The following is a 15393-nucleotide window of genomic DNA, read 5'->3' on the forward strand; positions in this document are numbered from 1 at the left end:
CTTTACGGTACCGGTGGCACATTGTGATCGGTTTTTCGCCTACATCTGCCTTCTTTACGGTACCGGTGGCACATTGTATTCTTTTTTTCGCATACACATGCCTCCTTCAACTTGCCGGAGGCACATTGTGATCGATTTTTCGCATATATTTGACTCATTTACCTACCGTCGGCACATTGTATTCAATTTTTCATACACATTCTCACGACGGCTTTCATCTTTAAATCAAATCTGGACTTTGTAGCGTACCAATATATTCATAGTAAATGATCCGCTGAGATGAACCTCTTGCCACCGGGCGAAATTTACCCTTATCCACCAGCTGACGGCAGTATTTAATGATCGTCATCGTGTGCAGTTCCAGCTCTCTCGCGGCATCAGCCGGGCGAAGGAAACGATGGTGCCGGATGGCTGCCCGCATAAGATCGCGCTCGATTCTGGAATAGGCTTTCTCAGCGGTTGGCTTCGCAGACTTTTCTGCTAACAAATAAGAAAAGAGAATATTCCGCAGCGCGGAGAGAATGAAGGATGGATTTTCTTTTAGCTCATCCAGCGAGATATAGAGCACCGTGCAGTCTTGAGACTGTAGAAAAAGCCCGCGGTTCAAGTCCATCCGGTATTTGCTACGATCCGTTCCATGTGAGCCATAGTCCATGATCTCAAATGCAATACGCGAGGCTCCGATCTCCCACAAAATATCTACAAAATAGGATCTGCCGCGCCAGTCCTTAACTTCATATTCTGGATGTAATCCGTGAAAATGTCCGGCAAGAGGCCACCACACCCGCTCGACAAACAAGCGGTTTCCGTAACCATGACCGCGTTTAAGTGCATCGAGCCGCTCTCCCTTCCTTTGTTTGAGATGATTACATAACCATTCCTTATGCTCCCTCTCGAAACCCATTACCTATCCCCTCGCTCTGCAACGAAATATATTTCTAATCATAAAAAACCCCGCCTCTATTCCATAAGGAAAGGAGACGGGGCATTCTTTGCCTCGTTTGGTTTTATCTATACATAGTGTGCCACATTATCATTAGAATGCACAATAGGAAATTGGCAGGATCATTCAAAACAAGGCTATAAAGAAGGTTTGAGAGGCGATCCAGAACCTGTACTGTCATTTATTTTTGTGAATAATTCTTGTTTGAAATCAATAAAACAGGTCAGAAAATGAAACAAAATTCATTTTCTTAGTAAATTCCAGAGATCTTTTCCAAATAAATCGCATCGCATTATATTAAAACTGCCCTTATAAATCCCGTAGATCTATTATTTAAGAGATTATTAAAGTGAAATTCCCAACGGCGACAGAAAAGTAATCCAGCCTATATTAAATTTATCAGGAGGCATAACCCTTCTCCTACTAACCGCATCATTATAAAATAAATAAGCCCAGTAAAAACCCAAAAAGAATTTTATCACCCTCTATTCTATTTACTTTTATATTTATATTTATATTTATATTTATATTTTAATAATTTCACTATTAATATTATTTTTATATAGGATAAATTACCACTTCCTATTTCGTGGTTTTATTTCCATTTAAATCAGCTTGCCGCCCCCGTCTGTATTAGCGCTGGAGAAGGCTGTATATACAAATATACAATTCAATTGTATGAAATAAGTTAGAGTGATTGGGTTTCGTATGGGGATTACGGTTGCTCTTGAGGAAGATTAGAGTTAAAAGCGCGTGCTTGATATCTGGTTAAACGATTATATGAAAGAGAAGCAACTGTCAGCATCCCGGAGCATCCGGCCGCACTTCTGCGAATCGTTCCGCTGAGGACTCCCGTTCCATTCTGAGTAGTGCTCACCCTATCTGATGACGGTTGGTCCGCGTTGGGTTCGACCAGGATTTTCTGTATAATGGTAAACGTTACGTCGGATGTGATGCTAAACGCACGAACTGACAAGTAAAAAAAGCCCATCCGGCGTTTGAAACCATGAACCGGAAAGGATGAAGTAAATTGAGTTATACGGAACTGCTGGAACGGAAGAGCGAAATCTTGAAGAAAACGGTCGAGAACTGGGTTTTGAAAGAAAATCGCGACGGACTGAACCTTCAAGAGGCTCATATTTACCAGAATATACTCAAGGAATTTCATCAGAACGAACATGAATTGAATGGGGTTCGAGACGAGGAAGCAGTTAAGCGTCAGGACAACGGGTCCACGGAAAAAGAAGACACTGTAACTACTCGCAAACATGAGGCGCAAACGGCTTGATCTCAAAAGACGCACGCGTAAGAATATGAAAGGCTGCCCGGGAAATTTGGGCGGCTTTTTACGTTCAATCCGTTTGCCTCCGGCCTCCGAAGCAAACGCTCTTAAATCCTTACGTTCGTATGATCCAGCAAACTGGGGATATCGCTTTATGACGTTGACCTTGTCTGTGCCAAGTAAACCATTAGCGTACAGAGCTAGCTCCTGCGCGTCACGACTGCGAATGTGCTGGCGGTGCTGGAGTTGGTTGGCCTATATACCTTACATTGGAATCTCTTAGATGGGTTTGAAATCAACAGTTTGTTAATTCTGTTAGGGTAACGTTTCGCAATGTATGGATTCATTTTTTCTTTTTTGACCACATACTATTCTATTCTGATAGATGTTATTCCTGGATAAAACTACCAAACTTCTAGACAATTCTTCCTTTAGTTGTATATAGTGTATAACGGGAAGTAGCATTCAGTCAGCAAGGGAACAGGAGGAGAAATACGGAATGGCAAATATATTGGTAGTAGAAGATGAACGAGCGATCAGTGATTTAATAACAATGAATCTGAAGCTGGTAGGACATACATATAACAAGGCTTACCGTGGACCGGAGGTTTTGGAAATTCTGGAGCGTGAGAAGACGGATTTGATTCTGCTGGACGTTATGCTTCCGGAGCTGGATGGTTTTGAAGTTATGCAGCGGATTGCACATTTTCAGATTCCAGTGATATTGATCACCGCCAAAAATTCTTTAGCTGACCGCATCAAAGGCTTCGAGCTGGGCGCGGATGATTATATCATTAAACCATTTGAAATCCTTGAGCTGCTGGCAAGAATCAATGTCGTGCTGCGCAGGGGGGAAAAAGGCACATCCAGCTTCATTTGCGATGACGTTGAGGTGCGTTATCTGGAACGGCAGGTTTTGGTGGATCAGACGCCAGTTGATTTGACCGTTAGGGAATTCGAGCTGCTTGAGGTATTAATCCGCAACCGGAACATTGCATTGTCGAGGGAAAAGCTGCTGGAATTAGCCTGGGGCTATGATTTTGAAGGCGACACCCGCACCGTGGATGTCCACATCCGGCAGCTACGCAAAAAACTGGGCTGGGAAGAACGGATCAAAACCATTTTCAAACTAGGCTATCGCCTGGAAGTTCAGAGTTAATCATGAGATTCTGGCATAAAATTCTACTGTCGGTGCTCCCCCTCTTCGTCATCACCCTGGATGTAAGTGTGATTATGGTGATGAAGAAAAGCTGGCAGCTCAACATAGATAGCGAGACGCAGAGAGCCTCCAGTGAACAATTGTTGATCGTCAACAATATCTATGAGAACCTTAGTTCTATTCAGGCACGGGGTAACCCATTGACTCCCATTCTCCTGGCCAGCGTCTCCCAATCCTATGGTGATTACTACCGTAAGCAGGGTATTTATTTGCAGCTCTGGGAGAACGGCTTGATGATTTATCCTCCCCAAAATGAAAACATCATGGAGCAAAGCTCGGGAAATAGCGGCGAGCCTGAAGCCTTAGGCGCTCGGTCTATTCAGCTCTCCACACCGCTTCCTGTTCCTTACCAGCATATGCGGCTTGTCTATCAGCGTGATATCAGCGAGCTCTTCGCCAAACAACAGGAGCTGAACCGCTTTTTTGTAATGATTAACTTGATTGCGGGTCCAATTCTGCTGCTACTGTTGTATCTGCTGATCCGGCAGCTAAGTAAGCCGCTGAATCTCCTGTCCGAGACCAGCAAAACGATCGCCGAAGGCGACTATACGAAACGGGTGCAGCTGCGCAGTAGAGATGAATTTGGCGAACTGGCCCTGAACTTCAACCGGATGGCAGAGGCTGTGGAGCAGCGAGTCACCGAACTCTCGGAGATGGCTGAAGAGAAACAGCGGATGGTGGATAATTTAGCCCATGAATTGCGCACGCCTTTGACCAGTATGCAGGGGTTCGCCGAATTTCTGACCACGGCCAACATCGGCCAGGAAGAACAGCAAACGGCGGGCGGATATATTCTTAGCGAAACCCTCCGTCTCAAGAATTTGGCCTTCAAACTGCTGGATTTGTCTGTCCTCCGGCATCAGCCGCTGGCACTCCGGCAGGTGGACATTCCGGAACTGTTTCAAACAGTCCAACAGACGGAACGCCCAAAATTAGAGGATGCAGACATACAACTTCATGTCCACCAAAGGATCACTACTGTTTGGGGAGACGCAGATTTGCTGGCTTCTTGTTTAGTCAATCTAATTGAAAATGCGATTCATGCTTCCAAGCGGGGTAGCGAGATCCAAATGCTGGCCTATGAGCTGAATGGAGAAGCTGTGCTGGAAATCCGCGATACAGGAGCCGGACTCTCGGCAGAACAAACCAACCGTGTATTTGAACCGTTCTACCGGGGAGACCAGGCGCGTTCACGCGAGTACGGCGGAGCAGGCCTGGGATTGTCCTTATGCCGGCAAATTGCCGAAGCACATCAGGCCAGGTTAACATTAGACTCTGATCTTGGCATGGGGACTTGCGTGCGTATCTTTTTACAACTTCATAACAACTGCCCTCCTACTCTATAACATCTTTGGATTAAGGTTAGGTAGATTCATCATCCAATCCTAATGGAGGTTAAGTTAATGAACATCAGAAAGATTTCCACTACACTCACAGTGCTCTTGTTCTCTGGAAGCGTACTGGTGGTTAGCGCAATGATTGTCCCAGGATTTGTGAATACCAGCGTTGCCAAGAGCATTCCTGTCGTGCAGGACACGGGCAAGCAGATCTTGAGCAGCAGCAAGACGCCTGTATTAAAGGTAGAAGCAGAAAAAGTAAAAACTACGTTATCCGACCTGAACAAAGAGCTGCAGCAGTTGATGACTCAAGAAGAATTGCAGCAAATTTATGATTTTGCGGACAAGCCTGATAATGAGATCACCGAGAGCAGGCCGATGACCGAGGATGAAATGAACCGGAGGCTGATATTGCAAGACCAGTATTTGTATGACGGTCTCCGTCCCAAGCAGCCACTTCCGCTAAAGCCGGGACAAGCAGAGCATTATTGGGACTTGGACAAAAACAGGATCGTTTATCCGAATCGACCATTGACTGACGAGGAACTCTTAGAAACTACTGACTGGCACTACCGGATGAACTATGCCATGTCCAAACGGAACATTGTAACTCCGCTGGACTCCAAAGATTTGAGTCAGACCGATGCCGTCGCCCTTGCCACTACAAGTGTAAAGAAGCTATTTGGTGCTGACGTCTCCAAACTGGAAGTATACGCCAATTTAAACGAAATATTATTGTTTAATGGAAAATCATGGATGATTACATTCGATCCTTATAAAGCGGACACCTTAAGAGCACAGGGTAAGGAATTCTGGCAATATACCGTAATCGTTGATTATCCTACCCGGACGGTAGTAGATACGACTGCCGCTAATTTCACTCTGAAAAGAACTCCGATCAGTGCTGAAGCTGCCAAGGCCATTGAAAAGGACGCGACCTGGATTCACGAGGCTACAAAAATAGTAACAGACAAACAAGGAGAGACCCGAAAAATCACTATGGCATACCTGATAGATACCGACAAAAATAATAGTCGCGGTATGGTAGACGTCAAACTTTTACTCGAAGACGGTAGCAGCTATATTGCAGAGTTGCGCTACCCGGATAAGAGTCTTCGTTGCCTCCTCTATGAAGAAGCTGCCAAATAAGATCATCCTAGCGGTTCCTCTCGTAAAGGGGAATCCCATAGCCATTGGGGAAGAATAAACATAAAGAGTCTGCGTCTTGGCGCGGGCTTTTTGTGCTTAAGTTATGGTGTATATCATGGTTATAACACTTTCCAGAGTGAATGCAATGCCCATGATCCGAATCTCCTGACTCCAATTCTTCCAGTAGGGACAGTTCATCGCCAAAACTTTAAATCTATCGTATTATGGACAAGCGGTTTATTCTCTCAGATAACAGAAAGGAAATACTTTTAATGATTCTCTTCATTCACCGCAAGGATCTTCGGACTAGTGATCTTCCAGCCTTTGAGGCCATACGTTCTTCTGGCTCTCGCAGCCTTCATGTGTTGATTCTGGAACCCTTCCTGCTGCGCAAACAACGCTATCTTGAGCATAGCGGGGTAAACTTCCTGACGCAGGTCTCAAGACTTCAGCAGGAGTACGCCACTGAAGGCAAGCAGCTACATATTCTTTATGGCGCACCTGATATTATTGTTAAGAGGCTGAACGAAACCTACCCCATTCAGGAATTGATGGTTCACGCCGATTACACCCCCTATGCCTTACAAAGAGATATGAGCCTGCACGATACGTCATCTGCACTCGGCATCCGTTTCAAAATTTATCACGACAGCATGCTCTGCGATCTGGAAGATTTCATGGATTGGTGCGGGCGGCGAGAACCCTTCAAGGTATTCACACCGTTCTACCGCCGCTGGCGCAGCTATATGACAGAGCGGTTTCGTCCGCCCTATTCTTCGACCTTGGCTCAGCTGTCAACGTCCACGCTGGACGAAAGGATTGTTGAAGATTTCAAGATTCCAGAGGAGATTACACTTCAGCTTAAAGAGTTAGCACCCTCAGGAAAGAAGATGGATGTAAACGATACGCTTGAGCAATTTATAAACTTGCATTTACAGGATTATCTTGTGAGCCGTGACAGATATGCACAGGAGGGCACCAGCCGGATCAGCCGGCACCTCAATACGGGTACCCTTTCAGCACGTACTGTGTATACTCGGCTGGCGGAAGAAGATACCGACGGCGAAGAATGGTTGCGACAGCTGGCCTGGCGGGATTTCTATCTGTATCAGGCCCGGCTGGATGCAGATTTCTTCCGTTATGAGAAGGTGTATGATTTGAGCATTCTTGGTACGAAATACTTTGAGGCCTGGTCTTTGGGAAGAACTGGCATTCCGGTAATCGATGCCGCCATGACCCAACTGAACACAACCGGATGGATGCCGAACCGGCTGCGGATGATTACCGCAATGTTTCTTACCAAAAATCTGGGCTGTCCATTTATTTACGGGGAGCGTTACTTCCGGCTGAAGCTGAGCGATTATGATAATGTACTGAACCGTGGCGGCTGGCTGTGGAGCTCCTCGCTCGGATTCGATGCCTCCCCTTACTTCAGGGTCATGAATCCGGTAACCCAGTCTCAGACTCATGACCCGAGCGGAGATTATATACGCACCTGGCTGCCGGAGCTTGCGGATTTGTCCGATAAAGCTATCCACCTGCCTAGACCCAATGCTATCGTTGATCTTAAGCAGTCACGGGCGCTGGCGATTGAGGTGTATAAAGAAATCCTGAACAGCAAAGGAGCGGCGGTGCAACCTAATAGCGGAAGTGAGCTATAGCCTGCTTGCACTTCCCTGCTCTTCTTGCAATATCACTAGAATTTCTGCTGTTCCTGCAGACAGCTGGATTAAATCTGCGGACAGCAGCTTTGTCTGCTCATGCAGTACCCGGGTTTCATCGGTACCCTCCAGATAACGGGTGACAAAATGAAGAAAGACATCGATTTTTCTCAGCAGCATCAGCACTGGAATGGTGCTGATTTCGGCTGGGGTGAGGCGGATACTGCGGCTGAAGCCCCGGCAGAAATCACGAATCATCTTCTTCTCCTCCACATGCCCAAGCAGCCCAGATAGAATAACTGCTGGCTCCATGACCCGCAAATCATAGGTACAGAACTCAAAATCAAGCAGCGAGGACACCTGCCCCGGGTCTTCTGAATGAACCAAGAGATTAGAGGCATTCAAGTCACCGTGCACTAGTTGGTGTGGCAGTCCCTCCAGTTCATTCAGCGAACCTGTAATATCTTCATAAGCTCTGGAGAGCATCAATAGCTCATCTCCCAGATCCTTAAAAGGTTCCGGCGGATTCAGGCACAGCTCCCGGATCACCTCCGGACTGCATAACGGATAAGACGTCCGCAATTCATAATATGGCCGGTACACCGGAGTAAGGCCGGGATCAATAACTGATAGAACTTCTGATAAAACTCCAGTCACCGCTCCAAAGGATTCTAGGTAGGAAACCTCTTCCTCCACAGGTGAATCACCATCGATATATCGGAACAAGCAGGCGAATTTGCCACTCTCCCTTAACTGAATCATAGTTTCACCGGTAGTCGTTAGAATGGGAAGAGGTACGTTGAAAGGCAAAGCTCGTGTTCCAAGCTGCTCCAGCACAGCATGCTCGAACTCAATCTTGTTTCTGTCCTTATGTGTATCATATATTCGAAGGACCGCGCGTTTCCCGTTATTTTCCACAAAATAAGTAGTGTTGTTCCAACCCCCGCTCCGCTTCCGTAGCGTTCCACTCCATTCTGGCCAAGCATGACTTACTATAGTTTCCACAGCGTATGCCTCTCTCTCATAAGTCTATCAACTCATAGGCAATTGTAAAAGCAGCGTATGCCTGTGTCAAATCCCCTAAATCGGATTTAGGAGCCTGTATGCACCTCTTGTACTTTTCCGCTAGAGAATTGAAATCATCCACCTAATAACAACTTAAATAAGATGGCGATGAATGCTTAGAGTTTTAAATTTTACATTATGCTAGTCATGATTTGTCCAAATTGCATTTAATAGAATATTTTGGTAGATTGAATCCAAGGACATCTTAATCAACTGATCAGCGCAAATATTGTTCAAAACTAAGCGTATTTCTACCGAGGGGAGCTCAGATTTCTATGAATATAGCTGTCAAATTGATGCAAAAATTCAAAGACCGCGATACCCAGAATAAGCTGAAAGTTTATCAGGACAAAGTGGAGCTCATCAGAAAACGGAATTTGGAAGAATGGGACGATGGGCAGCTTCAAGCGGAATCCCTCCGGTTACAAAAAAAAGCAAAATCAGGTACACCTTTGGATGAGCTGCTTATTGCTGCTTATGCGTTAGTTTGCGAGGTAGCGAAGAGAAAGCTTGGATTAAATCCTTACGACGTCCAGATCATGGCTGCCATCGCTCTGCACGAGAGATTCTTGATCGAGCAGCATACCGGTGAAGGAAAAACACTTTCTGCTGTTATGCCTGCATATCTAAATGCACTGACTGGCAAAGGTATTCATGTGCTGACTTTTAACGATTATTTAGCAAAGCGGGATGCGGAATGGATGGGCCCGATCTATCGTTTCCTCGGATTAACGGTACACTCGGTTCAAGCGGGCATGAGCCTGTCCGAGAAACAGGAAGCATACGCCAAGGATATAACCTATGTTACGGCCAAAGAAGCGGGATTCGATTACTTGCGTGATACCATTGCATTAAACGAAGCCGATACCGTACATCGTCCTTTCCACTATGTCATCGTCGACGAAGCGGATTCGCTGCTTCTCGACGAAGCACGGGTGCCCCTAGTCATCAGCGGCGATTCCCCCTCTTCCAGGAGCGATGGCTTTCGTTTCGCAGAAGTGGCTCGGCAGCTCAAGCGAGATGAGCATTACGACTTCGACGAGTTCCAGCGGAACGTTTACTTAAATGAAACAGGCGCTGCGCAAGCGGAATCGCTGCTGGGATGCGGCAATTTGTACGATAGCCATAACAGCCACTTGCTGACTTCATTAAATTGCGCGCTGCATGTGGAATCATTATTAAAGAAAGACGTCGATTATATCGTCCGGGACGGAAAAATCGAGCTGATCGAAGAATATACCGGCCGAGTGGCGGAGAACCGGTATTTGCCGGACGGGCTGCAAGCCGCGCTTACGGCTAAAGAGGGGCTGTCCTCCACAGCCAGTGGACAAATTCTCGGGACGATCACCATTCAACACTTTATCAGCCTGTATCCGCAGATTTGCGGAATGACGGCTACCGCGCATGCTTCCGCAATGGAGTTCAAAGATATTTATGCGCTGGAGGTCGTACAAATCCCGCCGAACCGTTCAAACATCCGGATCGACCATCCGCACCGGATTTATAACCATAAAGAAGCCAAGCTTAAGGCACTCGTTCAAGATATTTCCTCGGTCCACAGGACGGGGCGTCCAATTCTCATTGGTACGTCAAGCGTCGAGGAGTCTGCCATACTGGCAGAGGCGCTAGCGGCTAATGGCGTACCTTGTCATGTTCTGAATGCGAAAAACGACGCGGAAGAAGCCGACATCATCGCCAAAGCAGGGGAAATCGGTGCCGTGACGGTGTCTACGAATATGGCGGGACGCGGCGTTGACATCCGGCTCGGTGGCGGCAACCCCACGCAAGCCGAAGCTGTCGCTAAACTGGGCGGGTTGTACGTGATTGGCACCCATGTGAACGAAAGCGTACGGATCGATGACCAGTTGCGCGGACGTTCCGGCCGCCAAGGTGACCCTGGAGCTTCCGTTTTTTATGTAAGCTTGGAGGATGAGTTACTGCTTCGCTTCGGCATCCATAAAACGGATCGCGCTCTCAGGCAGGATGAGGCGCTTGAAGAGACGGCGCTCAGCAGCAAGATCACCAGTACTCAGCGTATTGTTATGGGCCAAAACTTCGATATCCACAAGGAACTGAATTGTTATTCGGATATGGTGGAGGATCAGAGGCGAATTCTATACGCGGAGCGGCTCCGAATTTTGAAAGGTGAGCAGCCGTTGAGTCCAGCGGAGCAGCGGGTACGGCTTTTTTATATCGACGAATTCTGGGCTGACCATCTTGCATACGTTTCTTACCTTCGCGAAGGCATTCACTTGGAGAGCCTTGCCAGCCGCAATCCTATCGACGAATTTCATGCGCAAATCACTGAAGCCTACGAGCAAATTCCTTCTAAAATAAATATCGCGTCGGAAAATATGCTTGAAAAGCTTGGAGGTTCGAATGATCCGGCAGAGTGGGAAAAGTTCGGTCTGAAAAGCCCCGCTTCCACACGGACTTATATAATCAACGATCAATACCTACAGAATAAGCGAAACTCATGGACCGGAACGACCGTATTTGCTTATTGGCTTCGCACGGTTGCGAGGCCGATATTCAAGCTATCAAAATATTGATGCCACGAAGGGGCGGTTAGCTTCTACTCCTCTAGCTCATCCAGCTTCGCTTCCAATTCAGCCAGCTTGCTATTCGCTTGATCCAATATCTCCTGTTGTCCTGCGGTTTTTGCTCGTTTTATCTCTTTTTTGATGGCCACAATCTGCTGTTCCAAATAGAGAATTTCAGCTTCATTTTCTGCGTTGTTCCACATCTGTGAATAAGTCATTGTCGGTCTCCTTTTTATTTACACATGTTCGCCTTATTCTCGCAGGTACAGCCTACTCCTGCTCTTGTGATGCTTCCTTTATTAACGGCATCCCGGCCTCAACCAAACGCTTGTTACGTATGAAAAAAATGGACAGTATTACAATAAAAAATCCTGTTCCAATTAGGAGCCATTCAATCTCAATAATATCTGCAAGCGGACCGAATATCAGCATTCCAATGGGCATCATGGAAGTCGATATCATTCCGAACACTCCAAATATGCGCCCCATGTAATCCGGATCTACCTTCTCTTGTAGCATTACAGTTGTCGGCGTATTAAAGACGGGCATAGCTACGCCGAATACAGCCATCATAGCCAAGTAGATCCAAAAAACAGGTACAATACCCAAAGCTAATGTACATACACCCATAATTAAGCTAGCAAAAGTCATTGTATATACTTTGTTTCGAAAGCCGCCCCATGAGGCAATAATAGCTCCGCCAGCCATCATACCGATAGAAAAAGCAATTTCAATGGCAGTTAAACGCCAATAATCATCTCCAAAGCTGCGTGTCACTTGTAGCGGTGTTAAAAATGCTGCCGGTGCCATCAATACGAAGAAAAAGGCGAAAAAAATGAAAAAAGTTTTGAGAAAGCTGTGGTTTTTAATATAACTTAAACCCTGTTTAAAATCGTCCAAATAGCTTGTCGTTTGTTTATCAGTCGCTTTTATATGCAACGGTATTTTCAAAAAGAAAGATAATGTAAAGATTGCTATCGCCGCTGTGACAACATCGATAAAGAAAATAACCTCGATGGTTGCCATAGCAAGCAGTGACGCACTTACGATCGGTGCAACAAACATCATAAGCGCTTGAAGACTTCCATTGATCCCATTTACCTTCGTCAGCTTATCCTCTGGCACGATTTGAGGTAATATTGCCCCAACTGCAGGCGACTGAATTCCAGCTCCGAGTGCACGAACTGCAGCAATGGCGAACAACAACCATATTTCATCATAACCAAGCAAAAATGTAATGGCTAAAATCAGTGTGACAAAGGCGATCATGGCGTCTGCTATGATAATAAGATATTTCCGGTTGAAACGGTCCGCCCATACACCTGCAAAAGGTGATAATAAAAAGGTAGGAATGAATCCACAAATAATAAATAATGTCATCATCATACCTGATTTTGTCGTCAGCGTAACGTACCACATAATTGCATATTGAACTAACGCAGAACCGAATAACGACAATGTTTGGCTACTTAGAAAGATAATTATATCGCGTTTCCAATGTTTTTTGTTTTGTGCTTCGTTTGGTATCACTATAACTTACTCCCCCATTTTTTTAAAAATATCATTCATTCCCCATTCGCTTATTGAAAATAATCACCAAATCCGGTACTACTAATTCTATGTACAAAAATTTTATATAAATCACATTTCAAGAATAGCACAGAAATATTCACCCCACCATTCAGCCAGCATCTTAAAATTAGCCTGTGCACACAAAGAGCCGGTATCCCCCTCTTTCGAGAAGCCACCGGCTCTTTTATACGTCTATTTCATTCTCCGTTTATACACTCGCATAGCGGAAGCCCAGAAAAACCCAAGTATTGCTAAACTCCATAATACCGCCACAAGCGTAGTTTTATCTGCCGTTCCTCCGAGTAAAAGAGAACGAATGCTCTCAATAAGCGGTGTCATGGGCTGATATTCTGCGAATACGCGGATAGCCGAAGGCATGCTGTCAGTCGGCGCAAAGGCAGAACTAACGAATAAAAGTAACATCAAAATGTAAGAAAACACTCCGGCTCCTTCGAATGATTTAGCAAGCAAGCCGAAGGTGACGGCAATCCAAGTAAACGCAAGGATACTAAGCAGCAAAATACCAATGGCTAATATCCAACCGAGCACATCCGCTTTCGGCCGAAATCCCATTCCGAAGGCAACAAGGAAAATGGCGAGCAATGAAATGACGTTAAAAACTAATGAAGCAACCACATGACCGCCTAGAATAGAGGCTTTTGCGATCGGCATGGAGTGAAAACGCTCAAATATGCCTTTCGTGAGATCGTTATTGATACGAAGAGAAGAATAAGCCACGCCACTAGCAATGCAAAAGAGCAATATTCCGGGCACAATATAATTGATATAACTTACATCACCAGTGTTCATCGCTCCGCCAAATATGTAAACAAAGAGCAGCATGATCATGATCGGCATAGCGATAACGGTAATAATCGTGTCGATGCTACGTGTGGAATGGCGAATGACACGCCCACTCATGACGGCGGTATCGCCTAGAAAATGAATGAATTTCATCGGGAGTCCTCCTTTTTGCTAGTGACGATCGCGAGAAAAACATCCTCAAGCGAGGGCAGTTTCTGGGCAAACTCGGCAATTTCTATGTCAGCTTCCGCTGCTTTTGTTAGCAGGCGCATCATCTGTCTCGTACTTCCGTCTGTAATGACGGTGAGCGTGAGATTGTTCGAATCTGCCGTCGCGTTAAATTCCTTTAACAGATCTTGTGCTTGATTTAGCATTGTTTCATTGTCGAATCGAAGCTCGATATGACCCTTAGGCAATCTATTTTTAAGCTCCGCGGGACTGCCGCTTGCCACGATATGACCTTCGTGTAAGATCGCGATTTGATCGGCTAGATGGTCAGCTTCCTCTAAATACTGCGTTGTTAGAAAAACAGTGACACCTGATCTCGCTAAATCCTTAATCATATCCCACATAGCAAGACGCGCTTGCGGGTCAAGTCCGGTGGTCGGCTCATCGAGAAAAATGACCGAAGGGTTACCCAATAAGCTCATAGCCAAATCCAAGCGCCGACACATCCCTCCGGAATACGTGGAGATTCGGCGATCGGCGGCATCGAGTAAGTCAAAACGACGCAATAACTCCTCGGCTTGTTTGTCAGGATCGGGCAAATGGCGGAGTTTGGCCATCATTCGCAGATTCTCGCGTCCGGTCAGGATATAGTCTGCTGTGACGCTTTGTCCTGTCAGGCTGATCTCCTTACGTACTTGCTCCGGTTGCTTAGTTACGTCGTCTCCATTAATCTTTGCGCTTCCGTTGTCGGGCTGGAGCAGGGTGGCAAGAATTTTGATCATCGTAGTTTTACCCGCACCGTTGGACCCTAGAAGAGCAAAAGTTGAACCCTTCTGAACGGTGAAGTCCACCCCACGCAACACATCCACGTTCTTATATGATTTTTTGAGGCCTATTACTTCAATCGCCCAATTGTTCGATGTCATCCTAATCCCCCCTATCTTCCAAGTTTTTTGTGAATGGACTCGTTCATTTTCGCTCGCATTTTCCCTGTCCAAGTCTGAGCGGAAACGTCCTCGAGCAGCCCGTCACAGAACGCCATTACGTCATTCCCTACGATCTCCAGAACATCTCGACCTTCAGCAGCTCCCATCTCAAACATGTCGAGCATTTCGGGAAACAGGTTGATGACACTAGAATCGTTTGATGAGAAGTTCAGCATGTAACGCGATGCGATATTGTAAACTTCTCGGTAATCATTTGGGAGCGCTTTTGAACGTTTTACGCACTCTTTGTAAGCCTTTTTTTGTTCACGTAAATCTTTAAATTTAGCGAGCATGTTCTTATACACGGCTATCCTCCTTCAATTGAGTAAGTCTTGACGAAACATATCCCCATTTCTCCCAAAACATGGACAGTTCCCGCCATCCCTCTTCATTTAGACTATAAAATTTCCTTGGTGGTCCTATTTCGGACGGTTTTTTCTCGATATCGACGAGTTTATTTTTTTCTAACCGTATCAAGATGGTGTAGACCGTTCCTTCAACAACATCTTCGAAACCGAGCGCATTTAGCGTTTTTACGATTTCATACCCATAGGTTTCTTTCCGGCTGATGATTTCAAGTACACAGCCTTCCAAAACTCCCTTCAGCATTTCTGTTAGGTTATCCATTAAAATCCTCCAATACTACTCTGTATTGCTTAGTACC

At 45.9% G+C, this 15393-nt stretch carries 14 protein-coding genes; 6 read left to right on the plus strand and 8 right to left on the minus strand.

The window, feature by feature from the left end:
• Window positions 1-220: 220 nt before the first annotated feature.
• Complete coding sequence (locus CA600_RS24965) at window positions 221-904, minus strand: hypothetical protein (protein ID WP_094873766.1); 684 nt, start codon at window positions 902-904, stop codon at window positions 221-223.
• Window positions 905-1973: 1069 nt separating this feature from the next.
• Between CA600_RS24965 and CA600_RS24970 the strand changes: the two genes are divergently transcribed.
• The 5 genes from CA600_RS24970 (at window position 1974) to CA600_RS24990 (ending at window position 7591) form a co-directional block, all read left to right on the plus strand.
• Window positions 1974-2231, plus strand: a complete 258-nt coding sequence (locus CA600_RS24970) for a hypothetical protein (RefSeq protein ID WP_094873768.1) — start codon at window positions 1974-1976, stop codon at window positions 2229-2231.
• A 493-nt stretch (window positions 2232-2724) separates the two neighbouring features.
• Window positions 2725-3384, plus strand: a complete 660-nt coding sequence (locus CA600_RS24975; protein WP_094873769.1) for a response regulator transcription factor — start codon at window positions 2725-2727, stop codon at window positions 3382-3384.
• A 2-nt stretch (window positions 3385-3386) separates the two neighbouring features.
• Window positions 3387-4790: a sensor histidine kinase gene (locus tag CA600_RS24980; RefSeq protein ID WP_094873770.1), complete on the plus strand. Its 1404-nt coding sequence runs from the start codon at window positions 3387-3389 to the stop codon at window positions 4788-4790.
• Window positions 4791-4847: 57 nt separating this feature from the next.
• Window positions 4848-5930: a hypothetical protein gene (locus CA600_RS24985; RefSeq protein WP_094873771.1), complete on the plus strand. Its 1083-nt coding sequence runs from the start codon at window positions 4848-4850 to the stop codon at window positions 5928-5930.
• A 272-nt stretch (window positions 5931-6202) separates the two neighbouring features.
• Window positions 6203-7591: a cryptochrome/photolyase family protein gene (locus CA600_RS24990; protein WP_094873772.1), complete on the plus strand. Its 1389-nt coding sequence runs from the start codon at window positions 6203-6205 to the stop codon at window positions 7589-7591.
• Here the strand turns inward: CA600_RS24990 and CA600_RS24995 are convergent.
• The gene (locus tag CA600_RS24995; RefSeq protein ID WP_094873774.1) at window positions 7586-8596 is read right to left on the minus strand and encodes a phosphotransferase; all 1011 of its coding nucleotides are present in this window, start codon (window positions 8594-8596) and stop codon (window positions 7586-7588) included. The two genes, CA600_RS24990 and CA600_RS24995, sit on opposite strands and share 6 nt — an antisense overlap.
• 335 nt (window positions 8597-8931) lie before the next feature.
• Here CA600_RS24995 and CA600_RS25000 point away from each other — a divergent pair, with 335 nt between their 5' ends.
• The gene (locus tag CA600_RS25000; RefSeq protein ID WP_094873776.1) at window positions 8932-11208 is read left to right on the plus strand and encodes a preprotein translocase subunit SecA; all 2277 of its coding nucleotides are present in this window, start codon (window positions 8932-8934) and stop codon (window positions 11206-11208) included.
• A 23-nt stretch (window positions 11209-11231) separates the two neighbouring features.
• Here CA600_RS25000 and CA600_RS25005 read toward each other — a convergent pair whose 3' ends face one another.
• From CA600_RS25005 to CA600_RS25030, 6 genes are all read right to left on the minus strand, one after another.
• Entirely contained in the window at window positions 11232-11417 is a 186-nt protein-coding gene (locus tag CA600_RS25005) for a hypothetical protein (RefSeq protein ID WP_094873778.1), read from the minus strand.
• A 52-nt stretch (window positions 11418-11469) separates the two neighbouring features.
• Window positions 11470-12729, minus strand: coding sequence for an MFS transporter (locus CA600_RS25010; RefSeq protein ID WP_094873780.1), 1260 nt, complete (start codon window positions 12727-12729; stop codon window positions 11470-11472).
• 234 nt (window positions 12730-12963) lie between these two features.
• Window positions 12964-13728, minus strand: coding sequence for an ABC transporter permease (locus CA600_RS25015; RefSeq protein WP_094873782.1), 765 nt, complete (start codon window positions 13726-13728; stop codon window positions 12964-12966).
• Window positions 13725-14669, minus strand: a complete 945-nt coding sequence (locus tag CA600_RS25020) for an ATP-binding cassette domain-containing protein (protein ID WP_094873784.1) — start codon at window positions 14667-14669, stop codon at window positions 13725-13727. Before CA600_RS25020 ends, CA600_RS25015 begins: the two co-directional genes overlap by 4 nt.
• Window positions 14670-14680: 11 nt before the next feature.
• A complete protein-coding gene (locus tag CA600_RS25025; RefSeq protein WP_082651129.1) occupies window positions 14681-15034 on the minus strand; it encodes a DUF1048 domain-containing protein in 354 nt (117 codons plus the stop codon).
• The gene (locus tag CA600_RS25030; protein ID WP_042187640.1) at window positions 15027-15356 is read right to left on the minus strand and encodes a PadR family transcriptional regulator; all 330 of its coding nucleotides are present in this window, start codon (window positions 15354-15356) and stop codon (window positions 15027-15029) included. Before CA600_RS25030 ends, CA600_RS25025 begins: the two co-directional genes overlap by 8 nt.
• Window positions 15357-15393 lie beyond the last annotated feature (37 nt).

Source organism: Paenibacillus sp. VTT E-133280, from assembly GCF_002264385.1.
Lineage (GTDB): Bacteria > Bacillota > Bacilli > Paenibacillales > Paenibacillaceae > Paenibacillus_AQ > Paenibacillus_AQ nitricinens.

Bases quoted from the DNA above. Each gene is read 5' to 3' on its own strand.
- CA600_RS24990 (WP_094873772.1), top strand. From the start codon at position 6,203: ATGATTCTCTTCATTCACCGCAAGGATCTTCGGACTAGTGATCTTCCA.
- CA600_RS25015 (WP_094873782.1), bottom strand. From the start codon at position 13,728: ATGAAATTCATTCATTTTCTAGGCGATACCGCCGTCATGAGTGGGCGT.
- CA600_RS25000 (WP_094873776.1), top strand. From the start codon at position 8,932: ATGAATATAGCTGTCAAATTGATGCAAAAATTCAAAGACCGCGATACC.
- CA600_RS24975 (WP_094873769.1), top strand. From the start codon at position 2,725: ATGGCAAATATATTGGTAGTAGAAGATGAACGAGCGATCAGTGATTTA.
- CA600_RS25030 (WP_042187640.1), bottom strand. From the start codon at position 15,356: ATGGATAACCTAACAGAAATGCTGAAGGGAGTTTTGGAAGGCTGTGTA.
- CA600_RS24965 (WP_094873766.1), bottom strand. From the start codon at position 904: ATGGGTTTCGAGAGGGAGCATAAGGAATGGTTATGTAATCATCTCAAA.
- CA600_RS24985 (WP_094873771.1), top strand. From the start codon at position 4,848: ATGAACATCAGAAAGATTTCCACTACACTCACAGTGCTCTTGTTCTCT.
- CA600_RS25020 (WP_094873784.1), bottom strand. From the start codon at position 14,669: ATGACATCGAACAATTGGGCGATTGAAGTAATAGGCCTCAAAAAATCA.
- CA600_RS25005 (WP_094873778.1), bottom strand. From the start codon at position 11,417: ATGACTTATTCACAGATGTGGAACAACGCAGAAAATGAAGCTGAAATT.
- CA600_RS24980 (WP_094873770.1), top strand. From the start codon at position 3,387: ATGAGATTCTGGCATAAAATTCTACTGTCGGTGCTCCCCCTCTTCGTC.